Origin of the sequence: Frankia sp. ACN1ag (assembly GCF_001414035.1) — a bacterium.
GTDB classification, from domain to species: domain Bacteria; phylum Actinomycetota; class Actinomycetes; order Frankiales; family Frankiaceae; genus Frankia; species Frankia torreyi.
The window spans coordinates 277,165-297,239 of the sequence record NZ_LJPA01000003.1 but is presented as its reverse complement, the minus strand read 5'-3'; the positions used below and the strand labels follow the sequence as shown (position 1 = coordinate 297,239).

The following is a 20,075-nucleotide window of genomic DNA, read 5'->3' as shown; positions in this document are numbered from 1 at the left end:
GCGATGGCCCCAGCCGCCTCGGCGCGGCGGGCCCCGCGGCGCTTCCTTGCCTATTCGCAGGCTATTCGCAGGGATAAATCAGACACAAAACCCTGTGGAAGAGCAAGGAACCCTGGAAACGATCAGCCGCTGAGGCGGCCGGGACTCGGGGCTCGGGCGTCAGGGCCGATGGGGCCAGCGAATCGGATCCGGGCCGGTCAGCGCGTCGCGGAGTTTCTCCACGAGCGGGCCGTCCGCCGGCATCCAGCGGACGTCGTCGAGCTCGTCGGCGGCCAGCCAGCGCAGCTCGTCGTGATCGAGCAGGCGGGGACTGCGTCCGACGACCCGTCCGAACCACACCCGCAGGATCCACCCCGGGCTCGCCAGCTCCACCTCGCCCAGCGGCGGCCCGACCTCGATCTCGACGTCGAGCTCCTCCCGACACTCCCGCACGAGCGCGTCGAGCTCATCCTCGCCCGGCTCGACCTTGCCGCCGGGAAACTCCCACATCCCGGCGTAGGCCGGCGGCTCCCGGCGCCGAGCGGCCAGCACCCGGCGCTCATCGTCGAGGAGGGCGACCGCCACGACCAGTCGACCCCGCGCCGCAGGCGGCACCGCAGTCCCAGCCGATACCGCGGTCCCAGCCGATACGGCCGGCGCGCTGCCGTCGGGTTGCTCTCCGGGCGTTGCGCCCCGTCCCGGCGGGGTAGGAGCGCCGGCAGGCGGGCCGCCCACATCCGCATTCATGGTGCCGGACTCTCCCAGACTCCGGCCATCGAAGGATCGGATACCAGCGGTTCGGGTCGGATGGCCCGATCAGGCCACCGAAGGGCAGGAGACCTGGTGCGGGAGCAGCGACGGCGACGGATCGGATTCCGGTCCGGCGCGCCGCCGCGCCGACCATCCCGAGAGCGGCTAGGCACACAGCCATGGTCAACCCGGCCCGCGGTCGCCGGACCGCCGGGCCCGAAGACGGAGGGCAGCAGCATGCCGACCAAACTGGACAACGCCGAGGTCGCGGACGCGTTGGCGGCGCTTCCCGGCTGGCTCGGCGACGCCGACCGCATCCAACTGCAGATCATGGTCGACGGCGACGAGGCCGATGCGATCGCCGCCGAGGTGGCTCACGCCGCCGACGAGATGGATCACCACCCGGTGATCGACCGCGGCCCGGGGACCACGACGTTCACGGTCTGGACGCACTCCGTCGGCGGCGTCACCGAACTCGACGTCGCCCTGGCCCGCAGGATCTCCCAGATCCTCTACTCGGCGGGCGTTTCCTACTGACCGATCCGGCTTGCCCGCCCGGCCGAGCCGGCATGCGGCATGATCACCTCAGGCGTACGACGGAGGTGATCGCGGGCGGTGGGCGCGCAGGCGGCGGCGGAGATCCGGGCCGGCGGCCGGTTCGGCCGGCTGCCGCCCGGCGCCGACCTCCCCCGTGTCGGGACGCTGCGCCTGGGCCCACTGCCGCCCGGCTTCCGGCTGGCCGCGGTCGCGCTCAGCCACGCGGCGAGCGGCCTCGGGCCGTCCTGTTTCGACCTCGACCGCGGCGAGTGGCACCGCGTCCTGGTCACCCCGCAGGCCGGCCCACTGGCGATCACCGTCCGCGAGTCCGCCGCCCCCGGCGGTGCCGGTCCACCTCTCATCGTCAGTTGGGGCCGCGCGACCGGCGGCGACGCCGACCGGGAGGCCATCCGCCGCCAGGTGCGGCACGCGCTCGCGCTCGACGAGGACCTCGCCGATCTGTATGCCACGCTGGCCGGCGAGCCGGACCTCGCCTGGGTGGCGGCCGGCGGCCACGGCCGGCTGCTGCGGAGCCCGAGCGTCTGGGAGGATCTGGTCCGCGCGCTCGCCGCGACGAACGCCGCGCTGACCCGGACCCGGTCGATGCTCGACGCGCTGGTGGAGCTGTTCGGCGCGCGCGGCCCGGCCGGGGAACGAGCGTTCCCGGACGCGGCGGCGGTGGCGCGGGCCGTTGCCGACCGCGGTCCGCAGTTCCTGCGCGATCGGGCGGGCTGGGGCTACCGTGCCGGATCGCTGGCCATCCTCGCCCAGCGGATCGACGCGGGCACCCTCGACGTCGAACGCTGGTGGGACCGCGGTCCGCGCGGCCCGAGCGACGACGAGGTCGCCACCGAGATCCGCGCCCTGCCCGGCTTCGGCCCGGTCAGCGCCGACGGGCTGCTCGGCCTGCTCGGCCGCCCCCGCGGGCTCGCCCTCGACGCCTGGGCCAAGGCCCGCGTCGGCGAGCTCGCGGGCCTGCCCGGCCCGGCCGGGGAGCGGGAGGTCCGCGCCCGCTACGCCCGTTTCGGCCGCTGGGCCGGCACGGTGTGCCGGCTGGAGATCACCAGAGGGTGGACGGGACGTTGAACGTGCCGTCCGGCTCCGGCGGGAACGGCACGACCGCCGCGACCGCCCCGGCATCGATCGGCCCGTACAGATGCGGGAACAGCTCCCCGGCCGCCGGTTCGCTCGCGCCGACAGGCACGGCCCCCGACGACGGCAGAGTCCCCGCCGACGGCGTGCCGTCCGGTGGCTGCGCGGCACCCCCGGCCGCAGCGGCCGCAGCGGCGGGAACGGCGGGAGCGGCGGGAGCGGCGGGGGGCTCCCAGCGCAGCGGGGCGGTGAGCCGCTCCGGGTCGACCACGACGAGCAGCAGATCGTCGCGGCCGGCGTAGAACCGGTTGGCGGTGGCGACGACCTGCGCCGGGGTGGAGAAGTGGATGAACCCCTCGGTGCCGAGGCTCGCCGGCCGGTACCCGGCCGCCCCGACCGACCACGCGATCCGCCCGACCAGATGGCAGATCACCCGGTCGTCCCGCGCCTGCTCGTCGTCGCCCGCCACGTCCGTCCGTCCTTTCCCGCATTCAGCCATAACCGGAATCCGGCGGCCCCGCCCCGGCCCGGCCCGCTCGGCCCGGACCGACCAGCCCGGTCGACATCCCGCGGCAGCTTTGTACCCGCGGGAGCGGCCGCCTCGCACGGGTCGCCCGCCTCAACCGCCCGTCCGAGCCGGCCGCATTGAGCCGCCCGCGTGCCTCGTCCACCTTCATCACCGGCTCGGGTGCAGCGACGCCATCCCCATCCCGGCAATCATGGACTACTGATCTTTGATTCGCCGGGTCGGACTGGAGCGGATCCCGCCCGTCTCCGGTTCCGCGGAACACCAAGATCGCCGAGTTGAGGTCGTGGTTGGACGCCTGTCGCGGTTCCGCGGAACACCACGATCGTGAGAGCTGGAGACCGGACACGACGTGGTTCCGCGGAACACCACGATCGCCGACTGGGGTCGGGACGGAGGGCGGAGTTGTGCGCCGGCCGCATTGCTGGCGGACTCCCAGGAAATGCCCGAACCGGTATTCGGCCAGCCTCCGAACCGCNCCCGGTGCAGATGGGCGAAGAAGTAGCACATCCGTTCGCATTCGGCATCGGGTATCGCCGCGGCGGGGTTGGCGCTCACGGCCTCGTGGAACTCGCGGCCGAGGGCGACGATGAAGCCCCGGCAGTAGGGAAACTCGTCGTCCGAACCGTCGATGATCTCCTGGATGTCGGACCGGTCGAGGTCATAGAGCTTTGTCGCCGGATTCGGGCGTCCGCTCGACGAGGGCCCGGCGGAGTGCCGGCTCCGGTCGGCCGCCTCCCGTCACTGCTGGTGGTACCGGTCACCGACAGATCGTAGCGATCAGGGTCGGCGCAGGCTCACGCCGCCGCAGTCCACGCGACGGCGCAGGTAGGCAGTTGCGCCAGGCGGCCTGGTTGCGCCACGGACCGGCGGAAGCACCGACCGGTCAGACGTTGAAGCGGAACTCGACGACGTCGCCGTCGGCCATGACGTAGTCCTTGCCCTCCATGCGGACCTTGCCGGCGGCGCGGGCGGCGACCATGGAGCCGGCGGCGATGAGCTCGTCGAAGGAGACGATCTCGGCCTTGATGAAGCCGCGCTGGAAGTCGGTGTGGATGGCGCCGGCAGCCTCGGGGGCGGTCGCGCCGGCCTTGATCGTCCAGGCGCGCGATTCCTTCGGGCCGGCGGTGAGGAAGGTCTGCAGGCCGAGGGTGTGAAAGCCGATCCGGGCGAGCTGGGCCAGGCCACTGACCTCCTGGCCGAGGGAGGCGAGCAGCTCGGCGGCGTCGGCGTCGTCCAGCTCGGCGAGCTCGGCCTCGACCTTGGCGCACAGCACGATCGCGTCGGCGGGCGCGACCGACTCGACGAGCTCCTTGTGGCGGCCGGGGTCGGCGAGGACGTCCTCGTCGACGTTGAACACGTACAGGAACGGCTTCGCGGTGAGCAGGAACAGCTCGCGCAGCGCGTCCCGATCGATCTTCGGATCGGAGGAGAGGGTGCGGCCGGCGTCGAGGACCTCGCGGGCGGCCTTCACGGCGGCGAGCAGCGGCTGCTTCGCCTTGTCCGCGCGGGCCTCCTTCTCCAGCTTGGGCAGCCGGGCGTCGAGGGTCTGCAGGTCGGCGAGGATGAGCTCGGTGTTGATCGTCTCGATGTCGTCGGCCGGGTCGACCTTGCCCTCGACGTGCACGACGTCGGGGTCGGAGAACACCCGGACGACCTGGCAGACCGCGTCGGACTCGCGGATGTTCGCGAGGAAGCGGTTGCCCAGCCCCTGGCCCTCGGACGCGCCGCGGACGAGCCCGGCGATGTCGACGAAGCTGACCGTCGCCGGCACGACGCGGGCGCTGTCGTACAGCTTCGCCAGCTCGTCGAGCCGCGGGTCGGGGACGCCGACGACGCCGACGTTCGGCTCGATCGTCGCGAACGGGTAGTTCGCGGCGAGCACATCATTGCGCGTCAGGGCGTTGAACAACGTGGACTTGCCGACGTTGGGCAGCCCGACGATACCGATCGACAAGCCCATGGCGGATCAGTCTACGGGCCGGCGGACAGCGCGCCGGCGGGGTCCGGCGAGCGGGAGGCGGGCGGGAGGCGGGCGGGAGGCGGGCGGGCTCTCGCGGGCCCGTGCCGCCGGGAACGCGGCCGACCCGGCGGCGGTCGCCACGCCGCTGACCGACTTGCCGCGAAACTGTCGGAGGGTCGTGATTGCCTTCCCATTGTGAACACCACCAGCGCGTTGCTGACCCTCCTCGGGCTGGCCGTCGGGGCCGTGGGCGGCCTGTTCGCCGCCCGCCGGCTGGCCGATCCGCGCTACGCGGCGCTCGCCGCCGCGCAGGCGACGCTCCTGCAGGAGCGGGACTCCGCCCGCGCGGCCGCCGCGGCGAGCGCCGAGCGCGCCCAGCTCGCCGAGTCGGACGTCGCCGGCCTGCGCACGGCGCTGGAGTACGAGCGGCGCGCCGCGGTCGAGCGGGTCGCCCTGGTCGAGCAGAGCCAGGATCGGCTCGCCGAGAGCTTCCGGGCGCTGTCCGCGCAGGCGCTGGAGGGGGCGAGCCGCCAGCTCGTGGAGCTGGCCGCCGCCCGGCTCGACGAGGCCGGCGCCCGCGCCCGCGGCGATCTCGACGCCCGCCGCGCGGCGGTGGAGGGCATGGTCACCCCGCTGCGCGACGCCCTGGGGCGGATGGAGAGTCGCCTGCACGAGCTGGAGACGGCCCGCACGGAGGCGTATGCGGCGCTCGTGGAGCAGGTGCGCTTCGCCCGCGAGGCGTCGGAGAGCCTGCGAACCGAGACGGCGGCGCTGGTCACGGTCCTGCGCCGCCCGCAGGCCCGCGGGGCGTGGGGGGAGATGCAGCTACGCCGGGTCGCCGAGGTGGCCGGCATGCTCAACCGCTGTGACTTCACCGAGCAGATGACCGTCCAGGGCGACGACGGCCCGCTGCGGCCCGACATGGTGGTTCACCTCGCCGGTGGGCGCAACGTCGTCGTCGACGCGAAGGTCCCGCTGGCGGCCTTCCTCGACGCCGCCGAGAGCACCGACGAGGCCTACCGCGCCGGGCGGATGGCCGCCCACGCCCGCCACCTGCGCGCCCACGTCGACGGGCTCGCCGCGAAGTCGTACTGGCGGCGGCTGCCGGCCTCGCCGGAGTTCGTGGTGCTGTTCGTGCCCGCCGAGGCGTTCCTCGCCCCGGCGCTCGACCACGATCCGGGCCTGCTGGAGCACGCCGCCGCCAAGAGGGTCATCATCGCCACCCCGACCACGCTGATCGCGATGCTGCGGACCATCGCCCACGCCTGGACCCAGGAGGCGTTGACCACGCGGACCCGGGAGATCTTCGAGCTCGGCCGGGATCTCTACACTCGTCTGGGCACGCTCGGCGAACATGTCGACCGGCTCGGCCGCTCGCTGGGCCGGGCGGTCGGGGACTTCAACGCGACCGTCGGTTCGCTGGAGAGCCGGGTGCTCACCCCCGCCCGCCGGCTCGCCGCCATGGAAGTGGTCGAGGCGGCGCTGCCGAGCCCCGCGCCCGTGGAGTCCGGCGTGCGCGCGCTGTCCGCGGCGGAACTACTGCAGGACCCCGGCCTGCCGGAACAGGCGGCGCCGACCGCCGACGGGACCGGGGATGTCGGATATCGGACCTGGGCAGAAGCGGCGGGGAGGACATCGGGGTCAAACAACCAGAAAGACAATGACGACACGACGCAAAGCAGTGGTTCGACCACCGAAGGTTCCGACACGGGGCCGATGCCGCGGTCTGATGCATCGTCCTGACGCATTCGAAATCCCCGGGCGGTACCTTGCGTTCGTGAGTGTGCCGCCGCATCGGCAGTCAGCCGGGCCGCCGGGTAGATCCGTGCGCGCCGACAGGTTCGACGATCCGTATGTCCGCGGCTCGCGAGGCCGCGCGAGCGCGCCGCCGCCCACGCTGTTCACCGGCAGCAGGCGGGGGCTGACCGCGCTCGGCACCGGGATCATCGTGCTCGTTGTCGGCGGGGTCGGTGCCCTCATCGACTCGGTCGCCTTCGGCTCGCTGAAGTACGCGTTCGGCACGCTGTTCATCGGCGCCTGCGTGCTCGTCGCGGTGCGGGTCCACACCGACGATCTGATCGGCGTCGTGATCATGCCGCCGCTGGTGTACGCGCTCATCACGATCGGCGTCGGCTATCTTGATCCTTCCACCGGTGACGGCAGTTCCGGACTGCGGAACAAGACGATCGACATCGGCTCGGAGATGATCCTGCACGCGCCGATCCTGCTGGCGGCCTTCCTGCTGGTCGCCCTCATCGCGGTTTTTCGCGGCCGGCGCGCGCAGATCGCCCGGCGCGAGCGGCAACGCGCCCTCGCCGCCCAGTCAGCCGCCGAACGCCGCCGGCGCCCCGGCCACTAGGCCTTCCTGGCCGCTGTGAGCCAGCAGGCCCACCAAGCGGGATCCCCGCACCATCGACCCGCGCCGAAGAGCCCCCAGCGGCCGCACCGACCCTCCCCCGGAGGGGTCCCCGACCACGGCGACCACGGCGACCACACATAATCGCGCCCGAGTAATGTCACCGAGTGGTAGCGCCGAGGAGGGGGGGCTCCATGGGAGCGATCTCTTCGTGGTGGGATCGGTGTCGCTGCGGCCATAGCCGCGATCTGCACCGGCATTACCGCAAGGGCAATGACTGCGCGCGCTGCGCCTGCCAGGCGTTCACCCGGATCCGGCCTCGCCGCTCCGGCGGCGCCCCCACGCCCTGACCTTCCCTGCTCCACGGCCGGCGCCGGGACACATCGGCAGGCCGAAGCCGACGGGCCGCAACCTCGGCCCGGCCCCCGACCGGAATGGAACGCCCGCGGGCACCGAGAGCCACAATGTGGCAGTTGGGCCCACGGTGCACGAGCGCACGACCGGGCGCGCCAGTCGGAGCCCAGCGCGTGCCGGCCGCGCCGACGACGCGCACCAGGCCTCGAGCGGGCCGCGCCAGGTGGTCACCGGATGCCCTAGTCGCAACTCCAGCACCACGTCCGCGCCCCCGGCGATCCACTGATTGCGCGGCGACACCTCTCGGAAAAGTCCTGTTTTCTTAATCAGCACAATGATGGTGGGCGCCGACGGGCGGCCGGCAAGGTACTCGCCTTCCCGGTTCACCGGCTATTGGGGCCACTCGTGCTACATTTCATGCCGCATCACGGACTCACTCCTCGGACGCACTTCGGCGCCATTACCCGATGCCGCGTCCATGCCCGCGGCGTTCACAGGGAGGCCCGCTTGACGTTCGCTCCGCCCGAACCGCGCGCCAAGCGAGACGCGCATGGCGCCGCGCTCGGACCGCGATGACGCTCGGTCTACGGACGGCCCGGCGCGGACAGATGATCCCGGTCCTGCGCTACCGCTCGCTCGACCCACACACCACCCGGGGCGCACCGCGTCGGCCCATGCCGCTCTCGACCTTCGCCCGGCACTGCGGCCTGATCGCCGCATCCGGCCGCCAGCCGATGACGGTGTCCGGGTATGTCGCCTCCCTCGGTGTCGCCTCCGCCCCGAAGAATCCGATCGTCATCACCTTTGACGACGGCGGCGCGGAAACAATGAACGCGCTGCGCCGCCTGGCCGAGTGGGGACTGACGGCGACGGTCTTCGTGACCAGTTCTCGGGTCGGTGATCCGGGCTATTTCCATCGGGCCGACCTACATCGCATCCGCGGACTGGGAATCGAGATAGGAGGGTCCGGACACACCGGTCGACCGCTCAACGAGCTGGCGCGCGCGGACGTGATCGCGGAGCTGACCCTTTCCCGGCGCCGCCTCGCCGTGGCGACGGGGGACGAGCCGCGCACGTTCGCCTACCCAGGCGGCGGCTATGACCTGTCCGTCCGCCAGTTGGTGATCTCCGCCGGCTACAGCTCGGCCTGCGCGGTGCGCGATGTGCTGTCCCATCCCGCCGACGACCGCTTCGCTCTGGCCCGCCTGACGGTCGACGCGACGACGCCGGACAGCCGGCTGCTGGCCTGGCTGGAGGGAGTCGGCCGGACGGAGCCGCATCCGGTGTTGCCGCGGGACCGGGCCTTTCGCTTTCCGCGCGTGGCCCGGTCGTCCGGCCCGTTTCGCCCCCGCCTCGGCCGCTCCGAGCCCCGGCTGCCCGGTCCCGCCGTGCCCGGTCCCGCCGTGCCCAGTCCCGCCGTCGGCGCCGGCCCCGATGCGGGAGGGCGACAGGTGCCGACCGACCTCGCCCAGCATTGCGCGCACGACACCGAGCGCACCGCCCACCAGGGCACTGACGGCCGGGTCAGCCCTGCAGCAGCCCGGACAGCGGAGACGGCGTTCCCGTTGAACCCGTGAGTCGGCCGCCGACGACCGGCGACCGGTTTGCGCGCCCACCAGACACCCGACCAGTGGTCGTGGGTTCGCTCATGGTTTCGCTCATGGGTTCGCTGCGGAATCGAGGCCGCGAGCGGTCGGGGAGAGCTCTACGGCGTCCCGCGGCGGGTTCGTGCGCAGGGCCAGATCCCCGAGGGGGCTGGTCACGCCGAGCCAGTAGCGCTCGTTGCGATAGTGGTGCAGCCGATGGCCGCGCCAGAGCCGCCGGTAGTACGCCGTGCGCGGCGGGACCCGGGTGTGGATGAGGAAGTGCGTCCAGTCGTAGGCGAGGACGCCGACGCCCGCGCACAGCGCCCCCGTCGCCGCCCAGGGCGGTCCGAGCAGCGCCGGCAGGGCCGCCACGGCCGTTCCGGTGATGACCTCGCGGGGGCGCAGGAACATAGTGTCGAGGTCGGTCGGGTCGCGATGATGCTGCTCGTGGCCGTAGCCGGCAAGTTGGTAGCCGATGGCGCCCAGCCGGCTGGCCGGGCGGGCGTGCAGCAGCAGCCGGTGCACGCCCCACTCCACGAACGGCTGGGCGAGGGCGGCGGCCACGGCGACGCGGGTGTCACGCGCCCGCCACGGCCCGCGGCCCGCGCGCACGGCGGCGAGCGTCCCCACGCAGCCGAGCAGGACGGGCGGCCTGGGGTGGGCGAGGAACCGGCGGGCGGCGGCGGCCAGCGTGCGGACCTCCGCCGCGCTGCCGTGCGGCCCCGGCCGGTCGAGCCGGACGAACAACTCCGCGGGAGACAGCCGCGCCACGCGATCGCCTCCCCGGGGTGAGATCAGAACGGAACGGTGGAGTACGCCTGCAGCTTGGTGAGCTGATGCTGGCTGTCGACCCGGCGAATCGTGCCCGAGCGGGAGCGCATCACCAGCGACGACGTGTTCGCGCCGCCCGGGCGGTACCGTACCCCGGCGAGCAGCTCACCATCCGTGATCCCCGTCGCGACGAAGAAGACGTTGTCGCTGGCCACCAGGTCCCGTGTGGACAACACCCGCTCCGGGTCGTGCCCGAGGGCGACGACCTTGCTGCGCTCGGCCTCGTCCTTGGGCCACAGCCGGCCCTGGATCACCCCGCCGAGACACGTCACGGCGCAGGCGGTGATGATCCCCTCCGGCGTGCCACCGATGCCGAGAAGCAGGTCGACGCCGGTGTCGGCGGAGGCGGCCATCACGGCGCCGGCGACGTCGCCGTCGGAGATGAGCTTCACCCGAGCGCCGGCGGCGCGGATCTGCTCGACGAGCTCGACGTGCCGCGGGCGGTCCAGGACGACCACGGTGACGTCGCGCGGGTGGATCGCCTTCGCCTTCGCCACGGCCCGGATGTTGTCCTCGACGGAGGCGGTGATGTCGACGACGTCCGCCGCCTCCGGCCCGGTGACCAGTTTCTCCATGTAGAAGCAGGCGCTCGCGTCGTACATCGAGCCGCGCTCGCTGACCGCCATGACGGACACGGCGTTGTTCATGCCCTTCGCGGTGAGCGTGGTGCCGTCGACCGGGTCGACGGCGACGTCGCACTCCGGCCCCTCACCCGAGCCGACCTGCTCGCCGTTGAACAGCATCGGGGCCTCGTCCTTCTCCCCCTCGCCGATGACGACGACGCCGCGCATCGACACGGTGCCGACGAGCCGGCGCATCGCGTCGACGGCGGCCCCGTCGGCGCCGTTCTTGTCGCCACGACCGACCCAGCGCGCGGCGGCGAGCGCCGCGGCCTCGGTCACGCGGACGAGTTCGAGGGCGAGGTTGCGGTCCGGGGCCTGCCCCTGCACGGCCAGCGTGTCGGGCACAGCCGAGGAGTCGGAGGACCTGGCGGCGAAGGCATCGGGAGCGGAAGGCACGGCCGTGAGCCTAGTTCCGCCACCCCGCAGGCGCCCGAGATACGCAGCCACACGAGGATCTACACCCCGATCACCGTAACCCGGAGCATCGACCGCGGTCAGGAGAACCGGGGGACCCGGACTGTCGTGCGCGTGACAGACCAGAAGCCGAAAACCTGCGCGCAACCTTCCGGTGCATGCAGGCGTCAAACGCTTCGATCGGGCGGCCGTCACGCGGAGGGGGCGTGACGGCCGCCCGTCGACGTTCCGCCCCGTCCGCGGCAGGCCGTGGGCGAGATTCCGACCACACCGGCGCCGCAAGGGGCCGCCCAAACCGGTCCCGGGCCACCATCGACCCGCCGAGACCTGGAAGATGGGGGCGTGGCACAACGACAGCGACGCGGCCAGGAAACGATCAGGGACATGGTCCTCTCCCTCGCCGCGGTCATGGCGGGCGTCCTGGTCTTCGTCATCTTCGTGATGCCGCGCGGCGGCGACGAGACGGCGGTCAAGGTCGTCGAGACGGCCGAGCCGCTGGCGGCCTTCGCCCGGCAGACGCCCTATACCCCGCTCGCTCCCGCCGGGCTGCCCGGCTACTGGAAGGCGACCTCGCTGCGGCTGACCGGCCCCACCGGCAGCTCCGACGGCGGCAACGTCGCCGAGGCGACGGTCGGCTACGTCGTCGACCGCTCCGGCCACCGGACGTACGCCCGGCTGCGGGAGAGCAACGCGCCGAACGCGGTGCAGAAGCTGCTCGGCAACCGCCCGGCGCGCGGGACGGTGGACGTCGACGGGGTCCCCTGGGAGCAGCGCCCGGGCAACAACGGTCAGCTGGCCATCAGCCGGACCGACGGGGGCCTCACGGTGGTCGTCGACGACGGCGATGGGAAGGGCGGCGCGTCCCAGGCGGATCTGGTCGTCCTCGCCGAGTCGCTCCAGCCGGTCCAGGCGATCCAGCCCAGCGGCACCTGACCAGCCCCGGCCCGGACGGCGGCCTCGGACGAGCCCCGCAGGTCGGTCGCCGTGGGGACCGATGGGGCGACGACGGTGGGCCACTGCAGCGCTAGGGTGCTCAGGCGCTCGGGTGCTCAGGTGCTCAGGCGCTCAGGCGCTCAGGCGCTCGGTGGGCCGCGGGCGGCCGCAACCTTCGTGTCTCTCCGTGGCTCATTGCGCACGGAATCGTGCCGAGGGGCAGGCGCGGTTTTCGGCCGCAGAACCGTACCGAAGCCTCGGCACGATCCGGCCGCTATCTGGCCTGATTTCGGCTCGCCGTCCTGCGGCCGATATGACGAATCGTTAGTTCGTGGGCATTCAGACCAATTGTTCGGCGCGCAGCGATAAAAGGCCGATCGTCGGACACTGCTCCGCCGCCGGAGTCGGCGCTGCCGGGAAGGCTCCGCGGGCTGGATACCCGGACCTGCGGGCCCGGGTATCCAGTATCACCGGATGATCGCTGCGGTGGCGAGGCCGGCCTCGACTACCTCAGTGCTGGCTGGCCCCGGCGGCGACGGGAGGCCGCCCGGACGGCGCGGGATTCCCGTGGGATCCGTGTGAGCCGTCCCAGGCGGTAGCCGCCGGGATGAGTACCGCCAGCCCGAGGATGAGACCGGCCGCGCGCCGCAGCAGCGGCCCGCCGGCCGGGGTGCGCCGGTTGGACCGGGCACCCCGGCCGCCCTGATCGATGGAACTGGCGTCGCGAGACGCCGTGCCGGCGAGGTCGTGCCGCAGCAGGACCGGACCTCCCGGAGAGGCGGGTGGGACCTGCCCCCGGGAGCGACCACCGACGGCCTGACGTCGGAGCGACGGACGTGCGCCGGGCATGTGGTGTACCTCCGGACCGCCCGAAGCGGACGGGCGGTCAGCCGAGTGGGGCCCGCAGATTCGCGGACCGCCACCAATCTGAAACGTCCTGCAGTGACCTTGTACTATGGATCTCCGCCGAGCCAACCCGCTACGACCATGATTGTCGCCTGATTGATACCACGTTGCGCCGACGGAGTGCGACATTTCAGGCTCGAGTGGCACCCGGCGTGGCGTCCGCGCCGGTCAGGAATACTCGTGACACGCCACGTCGAATTGCGGCCGAGCCGCGCGGAGGCACGAGGCGTCACGATCGGGCCATGGCGGCGCATTGGCCGGGAATTGGGTAGGCGAGGGCGCGGAGGTGGCGATGTCCGAAAGTCCTGGATCCACGACGGTCGGCGACTCTCCCGGCACCCCGGCGGCGCCGGCGATCAGCTACGAGACCGCCCGCGCCGAGCTGGAGGAGGTCGTCCGTCAACTCGAGGCCGGCGGGGTGACGCTGGAGCAGTCGCTGGCGCTGTGGGAGCGCGGCGAGGAGCTGGCCCGGACCTGCCAGGCGCTACTCGACGGCGCCCGCGCCCGGCTCGCCGCCGCCGACCCCACCCGCCCCGCCTGACCCCGACCCGCCGAACCCCGACCCGCCGAACGGTGGGCCACCGAACGGTGGGCCGCCGAACAGTGGGCCGCCGAACGGTGGGCCGCCGAGCACCCACGCGCCGAACGGTGGGCCGGACGCCGACACGCCGGATGCCGGTGCGCGGCGTTCTCCCGCCGGACGGCGGCCGGTTCAGTCCTCGGTGACCACGGCCGGGAACGCGCCGCCCGCCACCCGGATGGTGAGCAGCTCGCCCGGCCCGACCTCCGCGGGGTCGCGCACGACCGCGCCGTCGGCCGAGCGCTGCGCGACGGCGTACCCGCGATCGAGGGTCGCCGCCGGGGACAGCGCCCGCACCCGGGCGCGGGTGGCGACCAGATCGCGCGCCGTGACGTCCAGGGCGTGGTGCACGCAGCGGCGGGAACGGGCCAGCAGGGCGGCGACGTCGTCCGAGCGCCGGGCGAGATCGCGGGCGGGCGCCGCGAGGACCGGGCGGCCGCGCATGTCGGCGAGCCGGCGCTCCTCCCGGTCGAGGCGGTGCTCGACGACCCGCCGCGCGCGGCCCCGCAGCTGGGCGACCGCGGCGGTCTGCTCGCCGACGTCGGGCACCACCCGCTTGGCGGCGTCCGTCGGGGTCGAGGCGCGCACGTCGGCGACGAAGTCGAGCAGCGGCGCGTCCTGCTCGTGTCCGATCGCCGACACGACCGGCGTCCGCGCGGCCACCACGGCGCGCAGCAGCGCCTCGTCGGAGAACGGCAGCAGATCCTCCAGCGACCCGCCGCCGCGGGCGATCACGATCACCTCGACCTCGGGCTGGCCGTCGAGCTCGCGCAGCGCGTCGATGACCTGGGACACCGCCAGTGGGCCCTGGACGGCCACCTCCCGCAGCACGATGCGCACCGCCGGCCAGCGTCGCCGAGCGTTCTCGACGACATCGCGCTCCGCGGCGCTGGCCCGCCCGGTGATCAACCCGACGGCCGCCGGCAGGAACGGCGGGCGCCGCTTGCGGGACGCCGCGAACAGGCCCTCCGCGGCCAGCGTGGCCTTGAGCTGCTCCAGCCGGGCCAACAGGGCGCCGGCGCCGAGGGGGCGGATCTCCACCACCGCGAGGGCGAGGGTGCCGCGCCCGGGGTGGAAGGACGGCTTGCCCCACACGACGACCCGCGCGCCGTCCACGAGCGCGGGACCGACGGCGTCACAGACCGCCCGCGGACACGTGACCCGCAGTGACACGTCCGCAACGGGGTCCCTGAGGGTGAGGAAAACAGTGCCCATTCCGGGCCGGCGGACGAGCTGCGTGACCTGTCCCTCAACCCACACCCGGCCGAGCCGGTGGACCCAGTCGCCGACAGCTCGCGAGACCGTGCGAACCGGCAAGGGCTGTTCGGGAGTCGAGGTCAGGGCCATTCGGGCACCGTAGCCGGTGCGTCCGACAGGTCGGGAAGAGTCCGCGCGACCGTGGCCGGAGGCGGAGCGGACGATGTCGCCGACACGTGATGCATCGCCCGCGGCTCTTCCAGCAGGCCCCCCACCGCGTNGACTGCCCAGCATGGGCCGGGTCCTTCTTGCCAAGCCGCGCGGCTACTGCGCCGGTGTCGATCGAGCTGTCGTGACCGTGGAGAAGGCGCTGGAGCTCTACGGCTCGCCGGTCTACGTACGCAAGCAGATCGTGCACAACCTCCACGTCGTCAGGACGCTGGAGGCCAAGGGCGCGATCTTCGTGGACGAGACCGACGAGGTACCACCAGGCGCCACTGTGGTCTTCTCAGCGCACGGCGTAGCGCCGACCGTGCACGAGGAGGCGGCGTCGCGTCAACTGCGCACCATTGACGCAACCTGTCCGCTCGTCAGCAAGGTGCATTCCGAGGCGCGTCGGTTTGCCCGCGAGGATTACGACATCCTGCTCATCGGCCATGAAGGCCACGAGGAGGTCGTCGGCACCACCGGGCAGGCGCCCGACCGCATTCACCTGGTGGACGGTCCCGAGGACGCCGCCAAGGTGAAGGTACGCGACCCGGAGCACGTCGCCTTCCTCTCCCAGACCACCCTCTCCGTCGACGAGACACAGACAACCGTCAAGGCTCTGCGCGAGCGCTTCCCGCACCTGCAGGGTCCGCCGAGCGACGACATCTGCTACGCGACGCAGAACCGTCAGGTCGCCGTCAAGGAGATCTCCAGCGCGGTCGACCTGGTCATCGTCGTCGGCTCGCCGAACTCCTCCAACTCGGTGCGCCTGGTCGAGGTCGCGCTCGACGCCGGCGCCCCCGCCGCCCACCTCGTCGACGACTCCACCGAAGTCGACGCGAGCTGGCTCGACGGCGTCGAGACCGTCGGCGTGACCAGCGGCGCCTCGGTCCCCGAGGAGCTCGTCACCGGCGTCATGGCCTGGCTCGCCGAGCGTGGGTTCAACGACGTCGAGGAGGTCACCTCCGCCGACGAGCACCTCCTGTTCGCTCTTCCGCCCGAGCTGCGCCGCGACATCCGCGCCCGCGAGCGCGAGACCGCCGTCTCCTAGCGGCACCACCCAAACAACGACGCCCACTGCCCCGCCCCGTGGCACCGACGCCACGCGGCAGGGTAGTGGGCGTCTCTCATTGGCGCCCCGCTCCCCGTCCGTGCCAGCCGGCCCGACCTGCCACTCCCCCGGGTTCCCCACATAGTGCAGCGCCTCAGCAGCCCGCTTCCCGTCCTCCTATCACGTTCCGTGACAGCAGGCGGTGTGGCTAAGTCGGGTCGCAGACCGGGCGACGGCTCGTGCGTTGGCAGCGGATGCGTGGGAAAGCGCCTGCCTGTTCCTTCTGGGGGGTTCGGCGCCCGATTCGTCCCCCCAGAAGGAACAGGTAGCCCCGCTCCCATGCACACCCCTACCTCGCGGGGCGGCCTGGCGGTGCCGGTGGGCCACCCGGCGGCGAGGCGGACGTCGGCTGACATCACACCCCGTCACCGAACACCGGAGAAGAACTAGCGAACGGCTGCACTCGGGATGATCAGCGACCCGTACGTGCCTCGTCGCGGTGTTGGTTGCGATCCCTCTAGGGATGATCAGCGACCCTCGAGGAGGTCGCCGCGGCCGGGGCGGGACAGGCTGGTTGCGATCCCGTCGGCCGTTCCGAGATGTTGCGGGCGGGTGCCGGGCCTGGCGCGCGCCACCCGCCGAACCATGAGCGCACCAGACTCGCCCGATCACGCCGACACCCACATCCAGGGAAGCTCGCCGAAGGCGATCTGACCGAAACCCGCACGGCGCCCAATACCAGGGGTCCCCGCAAAGCGCCGGAGGCGCTTTGCGGGGGACGGTGTGAGAGCTCCCATGCGCCCGTGCGGCGCGGGCACCAGTCGCCCGACATGTCCTAGGGTCGGGCGATGGGGCCGCTGTCCAGACGGCCTCTCGCCGGGTGGTGGGCACCGGCGTGTGGTGCTGGTCAGATGCAGGTCAACGGCGACGGAACATCGGGAGAACGGGCGCATGAGCGAGCAGGAATACCGCATCGAGCACGACAGCATGGGCGACGTCCGGGTGCCGGCCTCGGCCCGGTGGCGAGCCCAGACGCAGCGGGCGGTGGAGAACTTTCCCGTCTCCGGCCAGCGGATCTCCCGCGCGCACATCCAGGCGCTCGCGCGGATCAAGGCGGCGGCGGCGACGGTGAACGCCAAGCTCGGGGTGCTCGACGCCGACATCGCCGAGGCGATCGCGGACGCGGCGGCCGAGGTCGCGCGCGGCGACTGGGACGACCAGTTCCCGCTGGACGTGTTCCAGACCGGCAGCGGCACCTCGTCGAACATGAACACCAACGAGGTGCTGGCGTCGCTGGCGTCCGAGCGGCTCGGCCGGGCGGTGCATCCGAACGACCACGTGAACGCGTCGCAGTCGTCGAACGACGTCTTCCCGTCGTCGATCCACGTGGCCGCGACCCAGGGGATCGTGCAGGAGCTGATCCCGGCGCTGGAGCACCTCGCCGCCTCGCTCGGCCGTAAGGAGACCGAGTTCGCGGACGTGGTGAAGTCCGGGCGGACGCACCTGATGGACGCGACGCCGGTGACGCTCGGTCAGGAGTTCGGCGGCTACGCCGCGGCGGTCCGCCTCGGCGTCGAGCGGCTGACCGTGGCCCTGCCGCGGGTGGGCGAGCTGCCGCTGGGCGGCACGGCCGTCGGCACCGGCATCAACACCCCGCCCGGCTTCTCCGCTGCGGTGATCGAGGAACTGGCGGCCAGCACGAGTCTGCCGCTGACCGAGGCGCGCAACCATTTCGAGGCACAGGCGTCGCGGGACGGCCTGGTCGAGGCGTCCGGGGTGCTGCGGGTCATCGCCATCTCGCTGTACAAGATCGCCAATGACCTGCGCTGGGCCTCGTCGGGGCCGCGGGCCGGCCTCGGGGAGATCCACCTGCCGGACCTGCAGCCCGGCTCGTCGATCATGCCCGGCAAGGTGAACCCGGTCATCCCGGAGGCGGTCTGCCAGGTCGTCGCGCAGGTCGTCGGGAACGACGCGGCGGTCGCCTTCGGCGGCTCGGCCGGGAACTTCGAGCTCAACGTGATGCTGCCGGTGATCGCGCGCAACCTGCTGGAGTCGATCCACATCCTGTCCACGATCAGCCGGCTGCTCGCGGACCGCTGCGTCGACGGGATCGTCGCCAACGTCGAGCGCTGCCGCCGCTACGCCGAGTCCTCACCGTCCATCGTGACGCCGCTGAACAAGTACATCGGCTACGAGGAGGCGGCCAAGGTCGCGAAGCTGTCCCTCGCCGAGGAGAAGACGATCCGCGAGGTGGTGATCGAGCGCGGCTACATCGAGGCCGGCAAGCTCACCGAGGACCAGCTCGACGCCGCCCTCGACGTGCTCTCGATGACCCACCCGTAGGCGGTCCATCCGCCGATGATCCGCTCGTCGGTGGCTCACCCGGCGACGAGCGGCCGGACGGGCCGGCTCCGGAGGATCGCTCCGGAGCCGGCGTCCGGCGCCGTTCCCCTCGCCCGTCACCGCTCCCAGCGCACCTTCCCGCCAACGGGTGGGCGTCCGTCCCGACAACGGCGACGCGGCGGCGGCGCGGCGGGGGTCGTGGAAGACCCCCCAGACAGCCTCCACGACCCCCGCCCCAGGTCTAACGAGACGGCGGCGCGTTCGTTACGGGTGAAGGCGACACGAATTTCGAGCGGTCCCGCGAAGATCATTCGACGCCGTCGCGCGGTCGATCCGCCCCAGCGGCGTACGGCCGGCGGACCGGCTTGGCTCGGGTGTGCCACCCACCGCCGGCACGTCTCGGTCATCACAGAAGGTTTACAGAAGAACACTTTCCGTGATATCGCGTGGCTGAAACCCCCGGGGGAAAGCGCGGAGAAGAAATAAACGTAACAAGCCCGTGCAACTTGCCGATCCGCCCGCTCCGGCCAGATAGCCTCTGCTTCACCGGGAGCCGGAAAGAATGCGGGGAGGTGACGGTGTTCGACTATGACGTCCTCGTCATCGGGTCCGGACCCGGCGGGCAGAAGGCTGCGATCGCGGCAGCCAAGCTCGGCCGGCGGGTCGCGATCGTGGACAAGCGGGAGATGATCGGCGGTGTCAGCATCAACACTGGCACGATCCCGTCCAAGACGCTTCGGGAGGCCGTTCTCTATCTGACCGGCATGTCGCAGCGCGAGCTGTACGGGTCGAGCTACCGGGTCAAGGACGACATCACCGTGGGTGATCTGTCCGCCCGGACCAGGCATGTGATCAGCCGCGAAATCGATGTCATCCGCAACCAGCTCAGCCGCAACCACGTCACGCTGCTGACGGGCCTGGCGAGCTTCATCGACCCGCACACGGTGAGCGTGCGGGCGGCCGGGGACATCGAGGACCGGCGGGTCCAGGCCGAACGAATCATCATCGCCACCGGCACCCGGCCCGCGCGGCCGGACACGGTCGACTTCGACGGCCGGACGGTGGTCGACAGCGACCAGATCCTGGCCCTCGAACGGCTGCCGCGGTCGATGGTCGTCGTCGGCGCCGGAGTGATCGGCATCGAGTACGCCTCGATGTTCGCCGCGCTCGGCACCAAGGTGACGGTCGTCGAGCGGCGGGACCGCATGCTGGACTTCTGCGACGTCGAGATCGTCGAGGCCCTGAAGTACCAGTTGCGGGACCTGGCGGTGACGTTCCGCTTCCGCGAGTCGGTGGTGTCGGTCGAGCGGCACAACGGCGGGACGCTCACCCTGCTGGAGAGCGGCAAGAAGCTGCCCGCGGACACGGTGATGTACTCGGCGGGACGGCAGGGGCTCACCGACATCCTCAACCTGCCGGCGGCGGGGCTGTCCGCGGACAACCGCGGCCGGATCAAGGTCGGCTCCGACTTCCGCACCGAGGTCGAGCACATCTACGCCGTCGGCGACGTCATCGGTTTCCCGGCGCTCGCCGCGACCTCGATGGAGCAGGGCCGGTTGGCGGCGTATGCCGCGTGCGGCGAGAACGTCAACGCGATGCGGGCGGAGCTCATGCCGATCGGGATCTACACGATCCCGGAGATCTCCTACGTCGGGCGGACCGAGGACGAGCTCACCGAGCTCGCGATCCCGTTCGAGGTGGGCATCGCCCGGTACCGGGAGCTGGCCCGCGGCGCGATCCTGGGCGACTCGTACGGGATGCTGAAACTGCTGGTCAGCCCCGAGGACCGGAGCCTGCTCGGGGTGCACGTGTTCGGCACCGGCGCCACCGAACTGATCCACATCGGN

Annotated in this window: 16 protein-coding genes and 1 pseudogene; 10 read left to right on the top strand and 7 right to left on the bottom strand. The window is 72.3% G+C overall.

Going from position 1 to position 20,075, the window contains the following annotated elements:
• Positions 1 to 159: 159 nt before the first annotated feature.
• Complete coding sequence (locus UK82_RS03900) at positions 160 to 564, bottom strand: (deoxy)nucleoside triphosphate pyrophosphohydrolase (RefSeq protein ID WP_236705479.1); 405 nt, start codon at positions 562 to 564, stop codon at positions 160 to 162.
• A gap of 402 nt (positions 565 to 966) precedes the next feature.
• On the opposite strand from UK82_RS03900, the gene UK82_RS03895 reads away from it, so the two are divergent.
• Positions 967 to 1,266, top strand: a complete 300-nt coding sequence (locus tag UK82_RS03895) for a 4a-hydroxytetrahydrobiopterin dehydratase (protein WP_044883441.1) — start codon at positions 967 to 969, stop codon at positions 1,264 to 1,266.
• Between the two features lie 78 nt (positions 1,267 to 1,344).
• Positions 1,345 to 2,352, top strand: a complete 1,008-nt coding sequence (locus tag UK82_RS03890) for a ribosylglycohydrolase (RefSeq protein WP_044883440.1) — start codon at positions 1,345 to 1,347, stop codon at positions 2,350 to 2,352.
• Here UK82_RS03890 and UK82_RS03885 read toward each other — a convergent pair.
• Together UK82_RS03885 and ychF are read right to left on the bottom strand one after the other, a co-directional pair.
• Positions 2,327 to 2,791 carry a DUF952 domain-containing protein gene (locus UK82_RS03885; RefSeq protein ID WP_055406360.1) on the bottom strand — a complete coding sequence of 155 codons (465 nt, stop codon included), beginning with the start codon at positions 2,789 to 2,791 and terminating at the stop codon, positions 2,327 to 2,329. The two genes, UK82_RS03890 and UK82_RS03885, sit on opposite strands and share 26 nt — an antisense overlap.
• A 979-nt stretch (positions 2,792 to 3,770) precedes the next feature.
• Positions 3,771 to 4,847, bottom strand: coding sequence for a redox-regulated ATPase YchF (ychF, locus tag UK82_RS03880; protein ID WP_044883439.1), 1,077 nt, complete (start codon positions 4,845 to 4,847; stop codon positions 3,771 to 3,773).
• Positions 4,848 to 5,042: 195 nt separating this feature from the next.
• Here ychF and UK82_RS03875 point away from each other — a divergent pair, with 195 nt between their 5' ends.
• The 3 genes from UK82_RS03875 (at position 5,043) to UK82_RS03865 (ending at position 9,134) form a co-directional block, all read left to right on the top strand.
• Positions 5,043 to 6,590 carry a DNA recombination protein RmuC gene (locus UK82_RS03875; RefSeq protein ID WP_055406307.1) on the top strand — a complete coding sequence of 516 codons (1,548 nt, stop codon included), beginning with the start codon at positions 5,043 to 5,045 and terminating at the stop codon, positions 6,588 to 6,590.
• A complete protein-coding gene (locus tag UK82_RS03870; RefSeq protein ID WP_173667228.1) occupies positions 6,577 to 7,206 on the top strand; it encodes a DUF6542 domain-containing protein in 630 nt (209 codons plus the stop codon). Before UK82_RS03875 ends, UK82_RS03870 begins: the two co-directional genes overlap by 14 nt.
• A gap of 1,025 nt (positions 7,207 to 8,231) precedes the next feature.
• Entirely contained in the window at positions 8,232 to 9,134 is a 903-nt protein-coding gene (locus UK82_RS03865; RefSeq protein ID WP_236705477.1) for a polysaccharide deacetylase family protein, read from the top strand.
• Between the two features lie 81 nt (positions 9,135 to 9,215).
• Here the strand turns inward: UK82_RS03865 and UK82_RS03860 are convergent, their stop codons facing one another.
• Both UK82_RS03860 and glpX read right to left on the bottom strand, forming a co-directional pair.
• Positions 9,216 to 9,914, bottom strand: coding sequence for a sterol desaturase family protein (locus UK82_RS03860; protein ID WP_044883436.1), 699 nt, complete (start codon positions 9,912 to 9,914; stop codon positions 9,216 to 9,218).
• Between the two features lie 23 nt (positions 9,915 to 9,937).
• Entirely contained in the window at positions 9,938 to 10,993 is a 1,056-nt protein-coding gene (gene glpX, locus UK82_RS03855) for a class II fructose-bisphosphatase (protein ID WP_236705476.1), read from the bottom strand.
• Between the two features lie 360 nt (positions 10,994 to 11,353).
• Here glpX and UK82_RS03850 point away from each other — a divergent pair, with 360 nt between their 5' ends.
• Positions 11,354 to 11,944, top strand: coding sequence for a DUF4245 domain-containing protein (locus tag UK82_RS03850; RefSeq protein ID WP_082121628.1), 591 nt, complete (start codon positions 11,354 to 11,356; stop codon positions 11,942 to 11,944).
• A gap of 510 nt (positions 11,945 to 12,454) precedes the next feature.
• Here the strand turns inward: UK82_RS03850 and UK82_RS03845 are convergent.
• Positions 12,455 to 12,793, bottom strand: a complete 339-nt coding sequence (locus UK82_RS03845; RefSeq protein ID WP_044883434.1) for a hypothetical protein — start codon at positions 12,791 to 12,793, stop codon at positions 12,455 to 12,457.
• Between the two features lie 349 nt (positions 12,794 to 13,142).
• On the opposite strand from UK82_RS03845, the gene UK82_RS03840 reads away from it, so the two are divergent.
• A complete protein-coding gene (locus tag UK82_RS03840; RefSeq protein WP_044883433.1) occupies positions 13,143 to 13,391 on the top strand; it encodes an exodeoxyribonuclease VII small subunit in 249 nt (82 codons plus the stop codon).
• Between the two features lie 171 nt (positions 13,392 to 13,562).
• Here the strand turns inward: UK82_RS03840 and xseA are convergent, their stop codons facing one another.
• The gene (xseA, locus tag UK82_RS03835) at positions 13,563 to 14,777 is read right to left on the bottom strand and encodes an exodeoxyribonuclease VII large subunit (protein ID WP_044883431.1); all 1,215 of its coding nucleotides are present in this window, start codon (positions 14,775 to 14,777) and stop codon (positions 13,563 to 13,565) included.
• 142 nt (positions 14,778 to 14,919) lie between these two features.
• Here xseA and UK82_RS03830 point away from each other — a divergent pair, with 142 nt between their 5' ends.
• From UK82_RS03830 to sthA, 3 genes and pseudogenes are all read left to right on the top strand, one after another.
• Entirely contained in the window at positions 14,920 to 15,885 is a 966-nt protein-coding gene (locus tag UK82_RS03830; protein ID WP_044883430.1) for a 4-hydroxy-3-methylbut-2-enyl diphosphate reductase, read from the top strand.
• 951 nt (positions 15,886 to 16,836) lie between these two features.
• Positions 16,837 to 18,228, top strand: a complete 1,392-nt coding sequence (locus tag UK82_RS03825) for a class II fumarate hydratase (RefSeq protein WP_044883429.1) — start codon at positions 16,837 to 16,839, stop codon at positions 18,226 to 18,228.
• A 578-nt stretch (positions 18,229 to 18,806) separates the two neighbouring features.
• Positions 18,807 to 20,074, top strand: a pseudogene (sthA, locus tag UK82_RS03820) (Si-specific NAD(P)(+) transhydrogenase); the annotation flags it as partial.
• Position 20,075: the final 1 nt, after the last annotated feature.

What these genes read in the sequence shown, in the direction of transcription:
- UK82_RS03830 (WP_044883430.1), top strand. Translation starts at nt 14,920, where the DNA reads ATGGGCCGGGTCCTTCTTGCCAAGCCGCGCGGCTACTGCGCCGGTGTC.
- UK82_RS03825 (WP_044883429.1), top strand. Translation starts at nt 16,837, where the DNA reads ATGAGCGAGCAGGAATACCGCATCGAGCACGACAGCATGGGCGACGTC.
- UK82_RS03865 (WP_236705477.1), top strand. Translation starts at nt 8,232, where the DNA reads ATGCCGCTCTCGACCTTCGCCCGGCACTGCGGCCTGATCGCCGCATCC.
- UK82_RS03870 (WP_173667228.1), top strand. Translation starts at nt 6,577, where the DNA reads ATGCATCGTCCTGACGCATTCGAAATCCCCGGGCGGTACCTTGCGTTC.
- ychF (WP_044883439.1), bottom strand. Translation starts at nt 4,847, where the DNA reads ATGGGCTTGTCGATCGGTATCGTCGGGCTGCCCAACGTCGGCAAGTCC.
- UK82_RS03895 (WP_044883441.1), top strand. Translation starts at nt 967, where the DNA reads ATGCCGACCAAACTGGACAACGCCGAGGTCGCGGACGCGTTGGCGGCG.
- UK82_RS03840 (WP_044883433.1), top strand. Translation starts at nt 13,143, where the DNA reads ATGTCCGAAAGTCCTGGATCCACGACGGTCGGCGACTCTCCCGGCACC.
- xseA (WP_044883431.1), bottom strand. Translation starts at nt 14,777, where the DNA reads ATGGCCCTGACCTCGACTCCCGAACAGCCCTTGCCGGTTCGCACGGTC.
- UK82_RS03845 (WP_044883434.1), bottom strand. Translation starts at nt 12,793, where the DNA reads ATGCCCGGCGCACGTCCGTCGCTCCGACGTCAGGCCGTCGGTGGTCGC.